Origin of the sequence: Micromonospora sp. NPDC002575, assembly GCF_042889525.1 — a bacterium.
Classification (GTDB): domain Bacteria; phylum Actinomycetota; class Actinomycetes; order Mycobacteriales; family Micromonosporaceae; genus Micromonospora; species Micromonospora carbonacea.
In genome coordinates, this window is record NZ_JBIARA010000010.1 from 1 (window position 1) to 14,612 (window position 14,612).

Consider the following 14,612-nt stretch of genomic DNA (forward strand, 5'->3'; position numbering starts at 1 on the left):
ACACCGAACCAACCACCAACCACCGGCACTACCCCAACCCCAGCGTTAAATCCCCAGCTCGCGTTGGAGGCCACTCTTTCCTGCATTGAGCACGACCTTGACCAGTTCGTCCGGCTAGCCCAGCCCGGCAAGGCCCTGATCACGAGAACGCGGACGTCCCGGCCGAGGTGCTGCCAGGGCGTCCGCGTTCTGGGGTCACAGGTCGGCGGAGCACCACGATGACCAGGCATGACCGGCCCGGACCTGCCCCGGCCGGCGGCCCCGCACGCACCGCCGCGGGGCAGCCGCGGCGATCTTGCAGTTTCGGCCCCGGCAAAAGGGATGAAAAGCCCAGGAGTGGGGCCCGAAGTGCAAGATCGCCGCACCGGGGAGGGGGCCGGGCGGGCGTGGGCTGCGCCGCTTGCCGGTGACCGGCGCCCGCTGGCAGGCTGCCCCGGTGACCGAACGGGGAACGGGATCTGCCGCAAGCGACAGCGCGCCGGGCGAGAAGCGGACGGGCCGGGGTCGGCGGTGGCGGAGTCGGCTCGCGGTCGCGCTGGCCGTCGTGCTGCTGGCCGCCGCCGGCCTGTACGTCGGCAACAGCTCCACCCTGGCCGGTCGGCCACCGGGCGGGCCGTTCCTGCTGGCGCACAGGGGGCTGGCCCAGACGTTCGACCTGGCCGGCGTCACCAACGACACCTGCACCGCCGAGCGGATCCACCCGCCGCAGCACCCGTACCTGGAGAACACGCTCGCGTCGATGCGGGCGGCGTTCGCGGCGGACGCCGACCTGGTGGAGTTCGACGTGCAGGTCACCCGCGACGGTCGCCTGGCGGTCTTCCACGACGCGACGTTGCAGTGCCGCACCGACGGCACGGGGACGGTCCGTGACCACACCCTCGCCGAGCTGCGCGGGCTCGACCTCGGCTACGGCTACACCAGCGACGGCGGGAGGACGTTCCCGTTCCGAGGGAAGGGGGTCGGGCTGCTGCCGACGGTCGACGAGGTGCTGGCCGAGTTCCCCGACCGGGAGTTGCTGATCCACCTCAAGGTCGAGGGGGCCGCCGAGGGCGAGGCGCCGGCCGACCTCCTGGCGACCCTGCCGCGGCAGCGACGCGACACCCTCACCGTGTACGGCGGCGACCTGGCGGTGGCGGCGTTCTCGGCCCGGCTGCCCGACGTCCGGGTCACCTCGAAGAAGATCATGCAGGACTGCCTGGCGGCGTACCTGGCGACCGGCTGGACGGGGCACGTCCCGGACGCCTGCCACCACCGTCAGTTGCACCTGCCGCAGCGCTACGGGCGGCTGATGTGGGGCTGGCCGAACCGGTTCGTGGCCCGGATGCGGGAGGCGGACACGCGGGTGGTCGTGGTGAACGGGTCGGGCGAGTTCTCGGAGGGCTTCGACGACCCCGACGACGTCGACACGATCCCGGCGGGCTGGACGGGCGGGGTGTGGACCAACCGGATCGACGTGGTCGCGCCGCTGCTGGGTCGGTGAGCCGGGGCCGCGCCCCTGCTGGGCCGGTGACCGGCCACCACCACGTCAGCGGTCAGCGGTCGCCGGCGGTCGCGCCGACCGGCTCGGCCTCGCCGGACGTGTCCGCCTGCTCCAGCCGGCGGGCCCGCCGCCGCAGCCACCAGGTGCTGCCCAGGCCGGCGAGGACGGCGAGGACCAGCCCCGCCCAGGAGATGTCCTTGAGCCAGTGCTCGGCGGCCCGCCCGACGCTGTAGAGCAGGTAGGTGGTGCCGAAGGCCCAGAGCAGGCCGCCGGCCGCGTTGGCCAGCAGGAACCTGCGGTACGGCACGTGCAGCGCGCCGGCCAGGGGGCCGGCGAGGATGCGTAGCAGCGCCACGAAGCGGCCGAAGAAGACGGCCCACACGCCGTGCCGGGCGAAGCTCTGCTCGGCGCGGGCGAGCTGCGCGGGGCCGAGGTGTTTCGGGAAGCGCCGGCCCAGCCGGGCGAGCAGGGGCCGGCCGCCCCGGCGGCCCACCGCGTACCCGATGGAGTCGCCGACGATCGCGCCGAACGCCGCGGCGACGGCCACCCACTCGGGTTGCACGACGCCGGTGGCGGCGAGCAGGGCGGCGCTGACCAGGACGATCTCGCCGGGCAGTGGGACGCCCATGCTCTCCACGCCGATCACCCCGGCGACGATCAGGTAGACCGCGACCGGGGGCAGCGCGGTCAGCCAGTGCTGTACGTCGACCACGGCGCATCCCTTCTGGTCCGGCCTCGAACCCTACCCGGGTTGCCTGGGCGCGGCGTGCCCTCCGCCGCCGGGCCACCCGGGCGGGCGCGGGCGCGTCCCGAAGCCTGGGGCCGGGTTGCGCGACTAGCAAGACGGACGTACGGTTTTGTTGAAACGGGAATCGCGGTAAGTGTCACCTAACCGGGGCGTCGCCCCGGCCGGTGCGACAGACTGCTCAGGACTACTCACGGTCGCTGGTGTGAAGGAGTACGACGTGGCGAGCCTCGACACCTTCGGTGCGAAGACCCAGCTACGCGTCGGAGACGCGAGCTACGAGATTTTCAAGATCAGCAAGGTGGAGGGGCACGAACGGCTCCCCTACAGCCTGAAGATCCTGCTGGAGAACCTGCTGCGGACCGAGGACGGCGCGAACATCACCGCCGACCACATCCGCCAGCTCGGCGGCTGGGACGCGACCGCCGACCCGAGCGTGGAGATCCAGTTCACCCCGGCGCGGGTGCTGATGCAGGACTTCACGGGCGTACCCTGCGTGGTCGACCTGGCCACCATGCGCGAGGCGGTCCGCGACCTCGGCGGCGACGCCACCAAGGTCAACCCCCTCGCGCCCGCCGAGCTGGTCATCGACCACTCCGTCATCGCCGACCTGTTCGGCCGTGAGGACGCCTTCGAGCGCAACGTCGAGCTGGAGTACGAGCGCAACAAGGAGCGCTACCAGTTCCTGCGCTGGGGCCAGACCGCGTTCAACGAGTTCAAGGTCGTCCCGCCGGGCACCGGCATCGTGCACCAGGTCAACATCGAGTACCTGGCCCGCACGATCATGGAGCGGGGCGGGCAGGCGTACCCGGACACGGTGGTCGGCACCGACTCGCACACCACGATGGTCAACGGCCTGGGCGTGCTGGGCTGGGGCGTCGGCGGCATCGAGGCCGAGGCCGCGATGCTCGGCCAGCCGGTCAGCATGCTGATCCCCCGGGTCGTCGGCTTCAAGCTGCACGGCGAGATGCCCGCCGGCACCACCGCCACCGACCTGGTGCTCACGATCACCGAGATGCTGCGCAAGCACGGCGTCGTCGGCAAGTTCGTCGAGTTCTACGGCCCCGGCGTCAGCGCCGTGCCGCTGGCCAACCGGGCCACCATCGGCAACATGTCGCCGGAGTACGGCTCCACCGTGGCGATCTTCCCGATCGACGGCGAGACCGTCCGCTACCTGGAGCTGACCGGGCGCGACCCGCAGCAGGTGGCGCTCGTCGAGGCGTACGCCAAGGAGCAGGGCCTCTGGCACGACCCGGCCGCCGAGCCGGACTACTCGGAGCGCCTGGAGCTGGACCTGGGCACCATCGAGCCGTCCCTGGCCGGCCCGAAGCGCCCGCAGGACCGGGTGCCGCTGGGCAGCGCCAAGACGCTGTTCCGCTCGGCGCTGACCGACTACGTGGCCGCCGACGCCACCGGCGGCGACGCCGGCCGCACGCCGGGCGTGCCGCAGCAGGAGCAGCCGGTCGGCACCGCCGGCCCGGCCGACGAGGCGTCCGCCGAGTCCTTCCCGGCCAGCGACTCCCCCGCCAACGGGGTCAACGACCCGGCCGACGCGCCGCGCGACCTGGTCACCGCCGCCGTGGGCGCGGGCGGCCGGGCCAGCAACCCGGTGCGCGTCACCGGCGCCGACGGCGTGGAGTACGAGCTGGACCACGGCGCGGTGGTGATCGCCGCGATCACCTCCTGCACCAACACCTCCAACCCGCAGGTGATGATCGGGGCGGCGCTGCTGGCCCGCAACGCCGTCGACAAGGGCCTGGCCCGCAGGCCGTGGGTGAAGACCACCCTCGCGCCGGGCTCGAAGGTCGTCATGGACTACTACGACCGCGCCGGCCTCACCCCCTACCTGGAGAAGCTCGGCTTCAACCTGGTCGGCTACGGCTGCACCACCTGCATCGGCAACTCCGGCCCGCTGCCGGAGGAGGTCTCCGCCGCCGTCAACGAGGGCGACCTCGCCGTCGTCTCGGTGCTCTCCGGCAACCGCAACTTCGAGGGCCGGATCAACCCGGACGTGAAGATGAACTACCTGGCGTCCCCGCCGCTGGTGGTGGCGTACGCGCTGGCCGGCACGATGGACATCGACCTGGCCAACGAGCCGCTCGGCGAGGACGCCGCGGGCAACCCCGTCTTCCTGCGCGACATCTGGCCCAACAGCGCCGAGATCCAGGACGTCATCGCCCAGGCGATCGGCGCGACCGGCTTCAGCGCCGCGTACGCCGACGTGTTCGCCGGCGACGAGCGGTGGCAGTCGCTGCCGACGCCGACGGGCGACACGTTCGCCTGGGAGGGCGAGAGCACCTACGTGCGCAAGCCCCCGTACTTCGAGGGCATGCAGCAGGAGCCGGCCCCGGTGCGGGACATCGCCGGCGCGCGGGTGCTGGCGAAGCTGGGCGACTCGGTGACCACCGACCACATCTCCCCGGCCGGCTCGATCAAGGCGGACTCCCCCGCCGGGAAGTACCTGGCCGAGCACGGCGTGCCGCGCCACGAGTTCAACTCGTACGGCTCGCGCCGGGGCAACCACGAGGTGATGATCCGCGGCACGTTCGCCAACATCCGGCTGCGCAACCAGCTCGTGCCCGGCGTGGAGGGCGGCTTCACCGTCAACCACCTGACCGGCGAGCAGACCACCATCTACGACGCCTCCACCGCCTACCAGGAGGCGGGCGTCCCGCTGGTCATCCTGGCCGGCAAGGAGTACGGCTCCGGCTCGTCGCGCGACTGGGCGGCCAAGGGCACCATGCTGCTCGGCGTGAAGGCGGTCATCGCCGAGTCGTACGAGCGGATCCACCGGTCGAACCTGATCGGCATGGGCGTCCTGCCGCTACAGTTCCCGGTGGACACCACCGCCGAGTCGCTGGGCCTGACCGGCACGGAGACGTTCTCGATCAGCGGGGTGACCGCGCTGAACGACGGCGAGACGCCGCGCACGGTGCGGGTCACCACCGACACCGGCGTCGAGTTCGACGCGGTGGTCCGCATCGACACTCCCGGCGAGGCGGACTACTACCGCCACGGCGGCATCCTCCAGTACGTCCTGCGCCGCATGATCGCCAGCTGAGCGCAAGGAAGGGCCCCTTGTTAACAGACGTCTGTTAACAAGGGGCCCTTCCTTGCGTGTGTCAGCCGCCGGCGGCGCGGCGGCGGGCCTCCCGGATCTTCAGCGCGTGCTCCATCAGCGTGATGAGCACCTCCTTGCTCGACTCCCGCTGCCGCGCGTCGCAGAGCAGCACCGGCACCCCCGGGTCGAGGTTGAGCGCGGCCTGCACCTCGTCGAGCCGGTAGCGGCGGGCGCCCTCGAAGCAGTTCACCGCGACCACGAACGGGGTGCCGCGCCCCTCGAAGTAGTCGATCGACGGAAAGCAGTCGGCCAGCCGTCGGGTGTCGGCGAGCACCACCGCGCCGAGCGCGCCGAGCGCCAGCTCGTCCCAGACGAACCAGAACCGGTCCTGCCCCGGCGTGCCGAACAGGTAGAGCACCAGGTCGTCGCTGATGGTGATCCGGCCGAAGTCCATCGCGACGGTGGTGGTCGTCTTGCCCTCCACTCCGGACAGGTCGTCGATGCCGACCCCGGTCTCGGTGAGCACCTCCTCCGTCCGCAGCGGCCGGGTCTCGCTGACCGCACCGACCATCGTGGTCTTGCCCACGCCGAAGCCGCCCGCGACCAGGATCTTGATCGCGGTGGGCAGCGGCACGGCTCCCGCCGGCCGCTCAGAGGGCCCGTAGTCCATTGATAACCGCCTCGAAGATGCTGTCGTCGGGAAGGCCCGCGGTCGTCCTCGGCTCGCGAACCTGCACGAGGTCGCGCGCCATCAGGTCGCCGAGCAGAACCCGGATCGTACCCACCGGCAGGTCCAGGTGGGCGGCGACCTCCGCCACGGACTGGATCCGCTGGCAGAGCGAGACGATGGCCAGGTGCTCCGGGCCCAGCCCGACCTCCGGCGACACCTCCGAGCGGGTGGCCGTCACCAGGGAGATCAGGTCGAACGTGCCGGTGACCGGGCGCGCCCGGCCACCGGTCACCGCGTACGGTCGGACCACCGGCCCGGCGTGGTCGTCGACCCACCGCTCCTCCGTGGACTCCCCCGGGACCGTCATCGCGGCTACTTCTCGCCGACCGGCTGCTCGGGAAGCCGGGACGGAGAGGCCACGTACTTGCCGACCCGGGTCACCAGCATGGCCATCTCGTACGCGATGAGGCCGACGTCGGCGTCCTCGGAGGCCAGCACCGCGAGGCACGCGTTGCGGCCCGCGGCGGTGACGAACAGGAACGACGACTGCATCTCGATGATCGTCTGCTGCACCTGGCCGCCGCCGAACCGCTTCCCCGCGCCCCGGGCCAGGCTCTGGATGCCGGCCGCCATCGCGGCGAGGTGCTCCCCGTCGTCCCGGCTCAGGCCCTGCGACGAGGCCATGAGCAGGCCGTCTGTGGAGAGCGCGACCGCGTGCTCGGCCTGCTTCACCCGGCCGACCAGATCATCCAGCAACCACGTCAGATCGGCACTCGAAGCCGTCTTCTGCCCCACTCGTCGTCCTCTTCTCCCCCGGCTGGTGTCGCCGTTTGTCGTCTGGGACCTGCCGTCCCGCCACGGCGCGGGTCGTCCGCGCCGTCCTCAGGTCGCCTCGTGCTCGTCGGCGGCGTCGCCCGAGCCGCCCGTGGGCTCCGGTCCGCCGGCCCCACCGAGCAACCGGGCCGCGTCGGTGCGGCCACGGCGGGTGCCGCTCTGGTAGGAACTCATCATCTTGAGGACCTGCTCCGGCACCCGGACCGTGTCCTCCTCCTCGTCGGGCTGCGTGGCCGGGTCCTCCCGCAACTCCGGCACGATGCTGGCCTGGCGTACCCGCACCGGCAGCCCGGAGCCGGTGCGCTGCACGGACGCCGGGGCGGCGGCCGGGGCGTCGGGCGCGGCGGCGGCCTCGCCGTCGGCGGCGGTCCCGTCGGGCCGGTCGGCCAGCTCCGGGCGCTGCACCGTGGAGCCCGACGCCGCGTCGCCGCCGGACGGCCGTGGCGTGGCGATCGGGAGGCCGGTCGGCACGGTCGGCGCGTCCAGCGCCGACAGCCCGGCGGGACGCCGGGAGCGTACCGGCAGCTCGGTCTCCCCGCCCGGGACGGCCGGTGCCGGGCCGGCGGCGCGGGGCCGCGCGCGGGTGGGCAGGCCCGGCGTGCCGTCGTCCGCGCCGGGCGGCCCGGCGGCCGGGGCCGTCGGGGCCTCCGCCAGCGCCACCGGCGTGGCCGGGCGGGCCGCCGGCCGGTCGCCCGACGGGCCCGGCCGGGCCGGCACGACCGGCGTGGACGGGTCGGTCCTGCCGGTGCGCCCGGCGCCGCCGGCCTCACCCGACTCGGTGACCAGCTCCGCCGGGATCAGCACGACCGCGGTGGTGCCCCCGTACGCCGACTCCTTGAGCTGCACCCGGACGCCGTGCCGGTCGGTGAGGCGGCTGACCACGTACAGGCCGAGCCGGGCGGCGTTGGCCAGGTTGAGCTCGGAGCGGTCCACGATGCGGTGGTTCGCGGCGGCGAGGTCCTCCTCGCTCATGCCGAGGCCCCGGTCCTCGATCTCGATGACGAATCCGTTGGCCACCGCCTGACCGCGCACCTCCACCGTGGTGTGCGGCGGCGAGAACGACAGGCCGTTCTCGATCAGCTCGGCCAGCAGGTGGATGATGTCGCCGACCGCCCGGCCCGCCAGCGAGACGTTGCCCAGCGGCAGCACGTTGACCCGGGTGTAGTCCTCCACCTCGGCGACCGCGCCACGGACCACGTCGACCATGGGGACGTTGCGCCGCCAGGCCCGGCCCGGCGTGGAGCCGGAGAGCACGATCAGGTTCTCGGCGTTACGCCGCATCCGGGTGGCGAGGTGGTCGACCCGGAACAGGTCCTCCAGCTCCTCGGCGTCCTGCTCGCGGCGTTCCATCGCGTCGAGCAGGGTGAGCTGGCGGTGCACCAGCGCCTGGGTGCGCCGGGCCAGGCTGAGGAAGACCTCGCGGACGTTGCGGCGCAGCTCCGCCTGCTCGACGGCGGTGCGCAGCGCGGTCTCCTGGACCGCGTTGAACGCCTTGCCCACCTGGCCGACCTCGTCGTCGCCGAACTCCAGCGGCGGGGCCTCCCTGGCCACGTCCACGTCCTCACCGTGACCGAGCCGCTCCACCACGCTGGGCAGCCGGTCGTTGGCCAGGGTGAACGCCGCGTCACGCAGCCGCTCCAGTTGCCGCAGCAGCGCCCGGGCGGTGGTGATCGACACGATGATCGACGCGACGACGGCGAGCAGGCCCAGGCCCGTGGCGAGCACCAGACGGATGATCACCGTCACGGCGACCGGGGTGGCCCGCTCGACCACGTCGTCGCCGCCGGCGATCACGACCTCGCTCCACTGGGACAGCGCGGGCGCCACCGCCGCGTCCCAGTCGGCGGCCTCGAAGCCCAGCCGGGGGTCCACGCCCCGGCCCTGAAGGATGCCGTCCTCCAGGTCGCGCAGGTTCTCGAACGCCTCGCCGCCGACCATCGCGTCGTAGCGTTCCCGGTCGGCGGCGGGCAGCCGGCTCACCGCCAGGTCGGCCGCGAACCGCTGCGCGCCGATGAGCTGGGCGAGCTGGGACCGCTCCACCGGGGTCATCCGCCCCGCCGAGAGCACGCCGGTGAGCATGGCGTCCTCCTGGGAGAGCAGCTCACGGGCGCGGTTGAGCTCGATCAGGGCGGTGGTGTCCTCGCCGACCTGCTGGTCGTCCAGGAGCCCGAGGGCCGTGTAGACATCGAAGATGGACCGGACCACCTGCCCGTACGCGGCGAGGGTCGACGACCGGTCGACGCTGCGGGCGTCCACCCCGGAGCGGGTCTCGCCCAGCCGGGACAGCTGCCCGTAGGCCGCCTTGAGCCGCTGCTTGAGCGTGTCGTTGGCGGCGACGTCCGCGCGCCAGCTGGTGGACGACTCGCGGAACGTCGACGCCAGCTCGTCGGTGCGCCGCCGTTCCGCGCCGAGCGCCTCCCGCCGCGCCTCGTCCGGCCGGCCCAGGTAGGCCAGCGACAGCTTCCGTTCCCGCTGAAGCTGAAGCACCAGCGCCTCGCTCGGCTCGGACACCGACTCGTTGAGCGCCTGCACCCCGAGCAGGTTGGCGCCGTCCCGCAGGGTCACCCACGCTGCGAAGGCCCAGAGCGCGACGAGCGACGCCAGCAGGGCGACGATTTTCGTACGGAGATTCGTACTGCGGGAACGCATCACACCGTCCTGGCCGGCTGTTCGGGGGGCTGCCGGAGCGCATGTGGCCGGTACACCGTCGACCACGCGCGCACGCTAGCAGTGTCGGTTTGTTCACTCAAGCGGCACTGATCAAGGGGGTCCTGCCGTGCCCGGGGCCGGTGCAGGCCCCCACGCGGACGAGATGACGGGCTGCGGCGACGGCGGCGCGGACGATCACGACGGGGCGGTAGAGGTCCTTGTCGTGCCAGAGCGCGGGCACGCCGTCGCGTCCCTCCATGGTGGCCAGGTAGCGCCGAGCCCTGCCCAGCGCCGCCTCGACGCCGGCCGGCGCGGCGGACCCGGCGGCGCGCAGGACCTGCACGGCGTACGCGGTCTCCTCGACCGTGCCGCCCCACCGTCCCCAGGAACCGTCGGCGCGCTGCCCGGCGAGCACCCAGTCGGCGGCCCGGGCGACCGCGCCCGCGGCGGCCGGGCCCCGGCCGTGACCGGCCAGGGCGAGCACCGCGCAGCTCGTGGCGTAGTAGGGCGAGGCGTGCCAGCGGTCGGTCCACGCCCCGTCGGACGACTGCCTGTCGGCGAGCCAGCCGGTGAGCCGCCGCGTCACGGCGGTGAGCCGGGCGTCGGCCGGCGCGTGGTGGGCCAGGTGCCAGCCGAGCGCGTCGAGCACGTGGGCGTTGGTGGTGACCGAGGCGCCGTCCTCCCCCGGCCAGGTGCAGAAGTGCTCGCCCGTGTCGTACCCCCAGAGGCTGGCCGGGTCGACCGGGCGGCCGAGGCGGGCCAGCGCGTAGAGGGTCACCGCCGTGGTGTCGGCGTCGGCGGGCAGCCCGGGAGCGGTGGCGGTGCCGGCGGGACCGACGGTGGCCGCCAGGCCGGCGAGCAGCCGGGGCGGGACGGGCAGCGTCATGCCCGCCCGGCTCAGGGTGCTCAGCGCCCAGGCCCGCTCGAAGACGGTGATCCCGGTCGCGCACGGCACCGGGCCGCCGTGCTGGCGGGCGACGTCCTCCAGCCAGGACAGCGCGGCGGCGGCCCCGGGCCCCGCGTCGGGCCCGCCGAGCCAGGCGGCAGTCGCCGCCGGGGACGCGCCCACGGTGCCGGGCCCCACCGGGGTCACCCCGGCGGCCCGGCGGGCCGCCGGGCCGGCCACCTCCAGGGCGTGCAGCAGCTTCACCGGCAGCGGGCGGCCGGAGGCGACCAGCGCGCGGACCCGGTCGAGCCGGGCGTCGTCCAGCCCGGACGGCAGGGGCAGTGGGCCGGCGTCACGCCAGGCGGCGAGGCCGGGCGGCGGGTCGGCGCGCACCGCGTCGAGGTGCGCGGCGACCGAGGCGACCAGCGCCGGGACCGTCAGGTCGGTGGCCGGCAGGTCGGGCGGGACGAACGGGGCCGGGCCGGCGAGCCACCGGTACAGGGCGCGCAGCCCGCCGTCGGCGGCCCGGCCCAGCCGCTCCGCGGCGCGGGCGCCCGGGAGCCCGGCGGCGTCCCCCCGGCGCAGCGCGGTCAGCAGCGCCTCGGTGGCGCTCAGCGTCGGCACCAGGGCGTACCCCTGCGGGCCGCCCCACGCGCCGTCGGAATGCTGGCCGGCGAGCAGGTACGCGACCCGCTCGGCGTGGTGCGTCAGCCACGGCGCGAGGCTGACCAGGCGCGCCGTCTCGTACACCGAGGCGGACGACTGCCCGCCCGGGGTGAGGGTCATCGCGGCGACCAGCTCGCGGGCGTCCGCGGCGGACTCCGGGTCCCGGAACGGCCGGTCGGCGTGGCCGCAGGCGGCGGCCCGCTGCCGAGTGAGCGTCACCGCTGCCCCCAGAAGGTCGTCACCGCTGCCCCCAGAAGTCGGCGGAGCGGTAGAAGCCGCTGCTGAACCCGATCTGCCGGGCCAGGTACGCCGCCTGGAGCGGGCAGCCGCCCGACAGCGGGGCCAGCAGCTCGGTGCACCGCTCGACCAGCTCGACGATGCGCTGGTCGACCTCGGCGCGGTCGTCGACCAGCAGCAGCGCGTTCAGGTCGCCCCATTCGAGGTCCCGCTCGTAGGTGGCGAGGTCGTTGACGAGCCGGAGCACCCGCTGCACCTCGTCGCTGACGGTCACCAGCCGGCCGAGCCGCCGGTGGGTCTCCGCGTCGCCCGTCCCGATCCAGTGCGCGACGTTGACCACCGTGCAGGCGAGGTTGTCGGCGTTGGCGAGGTATTCGGTGAAGCCGGGCAGCGGCGCGCCGTCGCGCTCCCTGGCGGTCTTCCAGTCCCACTCCCGGGCCATCGCCGTCACGGTGCGGCGCACCGCCGCGCGCCAGGCGTCGCCCAGCTCGGCGAAGGCCGGCACCCCCGCGAGGTCGTCGCGGAGCTCGGCGAGCAGGCGGCCGAGCGGGTCGTCGGCGTCGGGGCTGGCCCCCTCGGCGACCGCCAGGGTGCCGGCCACCACCCGGTCGACGTCCGCCCGGGACTTCGCCAGGTAGTCGATCCGCCAGTCGAGGGCGAACCCCCACAGCACCATCCGGTTGGTCAGCCGCAGCTGCTCGGCGGTGCACCAGGGCGCGCCGAAGGCGATGGCCAGGGCGATGTTGCTGAACAGCGCGGCGTCGAAGGCCCGGCCGGCGAACAGGTCCGGGTAACGGGCCGCGTGCCGTTGCAGGTCGCGCTGCCCCTGCGCGGCGAGCGCGCAGATGCGGCCCTGCTCGGCGGCGACGGAGAGCTGGTCGGGCAGCACCGTGGACGGTGGCGTGACGACGTTCACGCGACGGCCCCGGTGTGGGCGAGGCGCACGTCCAGCTCCACGCGGTCCCTCGTGCGCAGCGCGGCGGCGAGCTTCACGGCGGGCAGGCGGGAGCTGCGCACCCGCAGGCGGTAGCGGGTCAACAGGTTCGCCACGATGAGCTGCGCCTCCAGATAGAACAGGTGCATTCCCAGGCACTGGTGCGGGCCGCCGCCGAAGGGGAAGAACGCGTAACGGTGCCGGGCCCGGACCCGCTCCGGGGTGAACCGGTCCGGGTCGAACGCATCGGGGTCGGCCCAGTAGCGGGCGAGCCGCTGGGTGACCAGCGGGCTGACCAGCACCGTCGCCCCGGCCGGCAGGCGTACGCCGCCGAGCGTCGCCGGCCGCATCACCTGCCGGGGCGCCAGCCAGGCCACCGGGTAGAGCCGGATCAGCTCGTCGAGCACCATCCGGGTGTAGCGCAGCCGCGGCAGGTGCTCGGGGCCGACCGCGCCGCCGCCCGCCACCGAGTCGATCTCCTCCTGCAACCGGGCCGCGACCCGCGGCGAGCGCGCCAGGTGCGGCCAGAGCCAGGTCAGCACGTTGACGGTGGTCTCGGTGGTCACGGCGACCATGGCCACGGTGTCGTTGCGGACCTGCCGCTCGTCCAGCGGCCGGCCGTCGGCGGTGGCGCCCCGCCACAGCGTCGCGATGACGTCGTCGCCGTCGCTGCCCCGCGCCGACCGGACGATCGGCGTCAGCACCTCGTCGATGCGCCGGGCGGCGTCGCGGAACGCCCGGTCGCCGGGCATCGGCAGCGCCAGCGGGGCGAACGGAACCAGCACCCGGGGGATCACCGAGGTGGCGATCGCGTCCTGGGCCCGGATGACCCGCAGCGCGTCGGCGACCGAGATCCGGCCGCCGAAGAACGTCTCCATGATTGCCCGGCACACGATGCGGGCCTGCTCGGCGCCGATGTCGACGGGCCGGCCGGCGCGGGCCGGCGCGTCCAGCTCGGCGACCGCGTCGGCGATCGTGGCGGCCATCCGGTCCAGCACCGCCTCGACGCGGCGGGCGGTGAACAGCGGCTGGAGGATGCGCCGGCTGTCCGACCACACGGGACCGTCGCCGAGGATGCCGTCGCCGAACAGCCGGCGCAGCGGGCCCCAGAACGCGCCGTCGCCGGCCCGGCCGAAGTTGTCGGCCCGGTCGCCCAGCACCTGCTGCACGTGGTCGGGGTCGGTCACCAGGTAGGGCCGGAACGCGCCGACGTTGAGCCGCATCACCTCGCCGCCGGCCCGCTCGCCGAACCCGACGAGGGCGCGGACGGGGTCGCGGAGCAGGCCGGGCGCGACGTGCCGCAGCGGAACGGATCTCGCTCGCCGAGCACGGGTGGGGGCCGGGTGTGGGGTTACCACGGGTGGTGCACTCCCCTGGTCAACTGTGCGTCGCGAAAGGACTGTGGAAAGTAGCGGTCCGCCCGAGCATGCCATTGAGCAGGTCAACTTCTCCAGGGGAGAGCGGAAGAATTTTCGTGGGCGACATTCCCCGCCGTCACAAGAGACCCGCCGCGGGTCTCCTAGCTGGGCAGATCCCGCCGGTACCGCCACTGCGCGGCGATCGGCCGGTAACCGAGCGTGGCGTTGAGGCCGAGCATCGCGGCGTTGCCGGCGTCGTTGGTGGTCACCGAGCTCCGGAACCCGGCCGCCGCCGCCCGCACCAGGACGGCCTGCTTCACCAGCCGGGCCAGGCCCCGCCGGCGGTGCGGACGCCGGGTGCCGGTCATCCCGCACCGGTGGTGGCGCCGGCCGTCGGTCAGCGCCATGCTGAACGCGGCCACCTCGCCGTCCACCACGGCCACCGTGGTCAGCTCCCGGTCCAGGTCGGGGCGGTGCCAGTACGCCGCCAGCCAGTCCGCGTACGCGATCTCGTCCATGCTGACCTCGCCCGGCTCGTCGCGCGAGACGTCCAGGTCGGCCTCGTAGAGCAGGCGTGGATCGGGCAGGTCGGCGGCGGCGAGCAGCCGGACGCCGGGCCCGGGGACCGGGGGCGGGGGCGGCGTGGCCAGGTCACACCGCAGCAGCAGGGACCGCCGGCCCCGCCGGTAGCCGTGCCGCTCGGCGAAGGCCAGGTCCGTCGGGGTGTCGTCGACCATCGCGTACGCCGTGGTCGCGCCGAGCCCCGCGAGCCGCTGCTCGGCGGCGGCGAGCAGGGCGGACCCCACGCCCTGACCCCGGCGGTCCGGCCGGACCGTCAGGTTGACGAAGCCCAGCCCCGGCTCCGCGCTCTCGTGCAGCAGCCCGGTGCGGGCCACCCCGACCGGCGTCCCGTCGGCCTCGGCCACCAACGCGCCGAACCGCTCGGGGGTCTGCGCCCGGGCTGCCTGCCAGCGCAGCAGCTCGGGGGTGGCCAGCAGGTGCGGCAGGCCCGCCCGCAGCACCCCGGACACGGCGTCGGCGTCGGCATCGGCGAACGGCCGCACGGTCAGCGTCATCGCGTGGCAACGTACC

General features: G+C 74.3%; 11 protein-coding genes. 2 read left to right on the forward strand and 9 right to left on the reverse strand.

Annotated features, from left to right (window positions below; translation table 11 throughout):
• Positions 1 to 436: 436 nt before the first annotated feature.
• Positions 437 to 1,480, forward strand: a complete 1,044-nt coding sequence (locus ACFYWL_RS16705) for a glycerophosphodiester phosphodiesterase family protein (RefSeq protein WP_386973269.1) — start codon at positions 437 to 439, stop codon at positions 1,478 to 1,480.
• Between the two features lie 52 nt (positions 1,481 to 1,532).
• Here ACFYWL_RS16705 and ACFYWL_RS16710 read toward each other — a convergent pair whose 3' ends face one another.
• A complete protein-coding gene (locus tag ACFYWL_RS16710; RefSeq protein ID WP_386973271.1) occupies positions 1,533 to 2,192 on the reverse strand; it encodes a DedA family protein in 660 nt (219 codons plus the stop codon).
• 238 nt (positions 2,193 to 2,430) lie between these two features.
• Between ACFYWL_RS16710 and ACFYWL_RS16715 the strand changes: the two genes are divergently transcribed.
• Positions 2,431 to 5,286, forward strand: coding sequence for an aconitate hydratase (locus ACFYWL_RS16715; RefSeq protein WP_386973274.1), 2,856 nt, complete (start codon positions 2,431 to 2,433; stop codon positions 5,284 to 5,286).
• A 61-nt stretch (positions 5,287 to 5,347) separates the two neighbouring features.
• Here the strand turns inward: ACFYWL_RS16715 and ACFYWL_RS16720 are convergent, their stop codons facing one another.
• From ACFYWL_RS16720 to ACFYWL_RS16755, 8 genes are all read right to left on the reverse strand, one after another.
• The gene (locus ACFYWL_RS16720) at positions 5,348 to 5,956 is read right to left on the reverse strand and encodes an ATP/GTP-binding protein (RefSeq protein WP_386973277.1); all 609 of its coding nucleotides are present in this window, start codon (positions 5,954 to 5,956) and stop codon (positions 5,348 to 5,350) included.
• Positions 5,937 to 6,323 (reverse strand): DUF742 domain-containing protein, encoded by a 387-nt coding sequence (locus ACFYWL_RS16725; RefSeq protein ID WP_386973279.1) that lies wholly within the window; start codon positions 6,321 to 6,323, stop codon positions 5,937 to 5,939. The genes ACFYWL_RS16720 and ACFYWL_RS16725 overlap by 20 nt, the downstream gene beginning before the upstream one ends.
• A gap of 5 nt (positions 6,324 to 6,328) precedes the next feature.
• A complete protein-coding gene (locus ACFYWL_RS16730) occupies positions 6,329 to 6,751 on the reverse strand; it encodes a roadblock/LC7 domain-containing protein (protein ID WP_386973281.1) in 423 nt (140 codons plus the stop codon).
• An 87-nt stretch (positions 6,752 to 6,838) separates the two neighbouring features.
• Positions 6,839 to 9,439, reverse strand: coding sequence for a nitrate- and nitrite sensing domain-containing protein (locus ACFYWL_RS16735; RefSeq protein ID WP_386973283.1), 2,601 nt, complete (start codon positions 9,437 to 9,439; stop codon positions 6,839 to 6,841).
• A gap of 97 nt (positions 9,440 to 9,536) precedes the next feature.
• Positions 9,537 to 11,210 carry a prenyltransferase/squalene oxidase repeat-containing protein gene (locus ACFYWL_RS16740; RefSeq protein ID WP_386973285.1) on the reverse strand — a complete coding sequence of 558 codons (1,674 nt, stop codon included), beginning with the start codon at positions 11,208 to 11,210 and terminating at the stop codon, positions 9,537 to 9,539.
• Positions 11,211 to 11,229: 19 nt separating this feature from the next.
• Complete coding sequence (locus ACFYWL_RS16745; RefSeq protein WP_386973288.1) at positions 11,230 to 12,144, reverse strand: terpene synthase; 915 nt, start codon at positions 12,142 to 12,144, stop codon at positions 11,230 to 11,232.
• The gene (locus tag ACFYWL_RS16750) at positions 12,141 to 13,595 is read right to left on the reverse strand and encodes a cytochrome P450 (RefSeq protein ID WP_386973768.1); all 1,455 of its coding nucleotides are present in this window, start codon (positions 13,593 to 13,595) and stop codon (positions 12,141 to 12,143) included. The genes ACFYWL_RS16745 and ACFYWL_RS16750 overlap by 4 nt, the downstream gene beginning before the upstream one ends.
• Positions 13,596 to 13,681: 86 nt before the next feature.
• A complete protein-coding gene (locus ACFYWL_RS16755; protein ID WP_386973290.1) occupies positions 13,682 to 14,596 on the reverse strand; it encodes a GNAT family N-acetyltransferase in 915 nt (304 codons plus the stop codon).
• Positions 14,597 to 14,612: the final 16 nt, after the last annotated feature.

What these genes read in the sequence shown, in the direction of transcription:
- ACFYWL_RS16750 (WP_386973768.1), bottom strand. Translation starts at nt 13,595, where the DNA reads ATGGCATGCTCGGGCGGACCGCTACTTTCCACAGTCCTTTCGCGACGC.
- ACFYWL_RS16735 (WP_386973283.1), bottom strand. Translation starts at nt 9,439, where the DNA reads ATGCGTTCCCGCAGTACGAATCTCCGTACGAAAATCGTCGCCCTGCTG.
- ACFYWL_RS16720 (WP_386973277.1), bottom strand. Translation starts at nt 5,956, where the DNA reads ATGGACTACGGGCCCTCTGAGCGGCCGGCGGGAGCCGTGCCGCTGCCC.
- ACFYWL_RS16755 (WP_386973290.1), bottom strand. Translation starts at nt 14,596, where the DNA reads ATGACGCTGACCGTGCGGCCGTTCGCCGATGCCGACGCCGACGCCGTG.
- ACFYWL_RS16725 (WP_386973279.1), bottom strand. Translation starts at nt 6,323, where the DNA reads ATGACGGTCCCGGGGGAGTCCACGGAGGAGCGGTGGGTCGACGACCAC.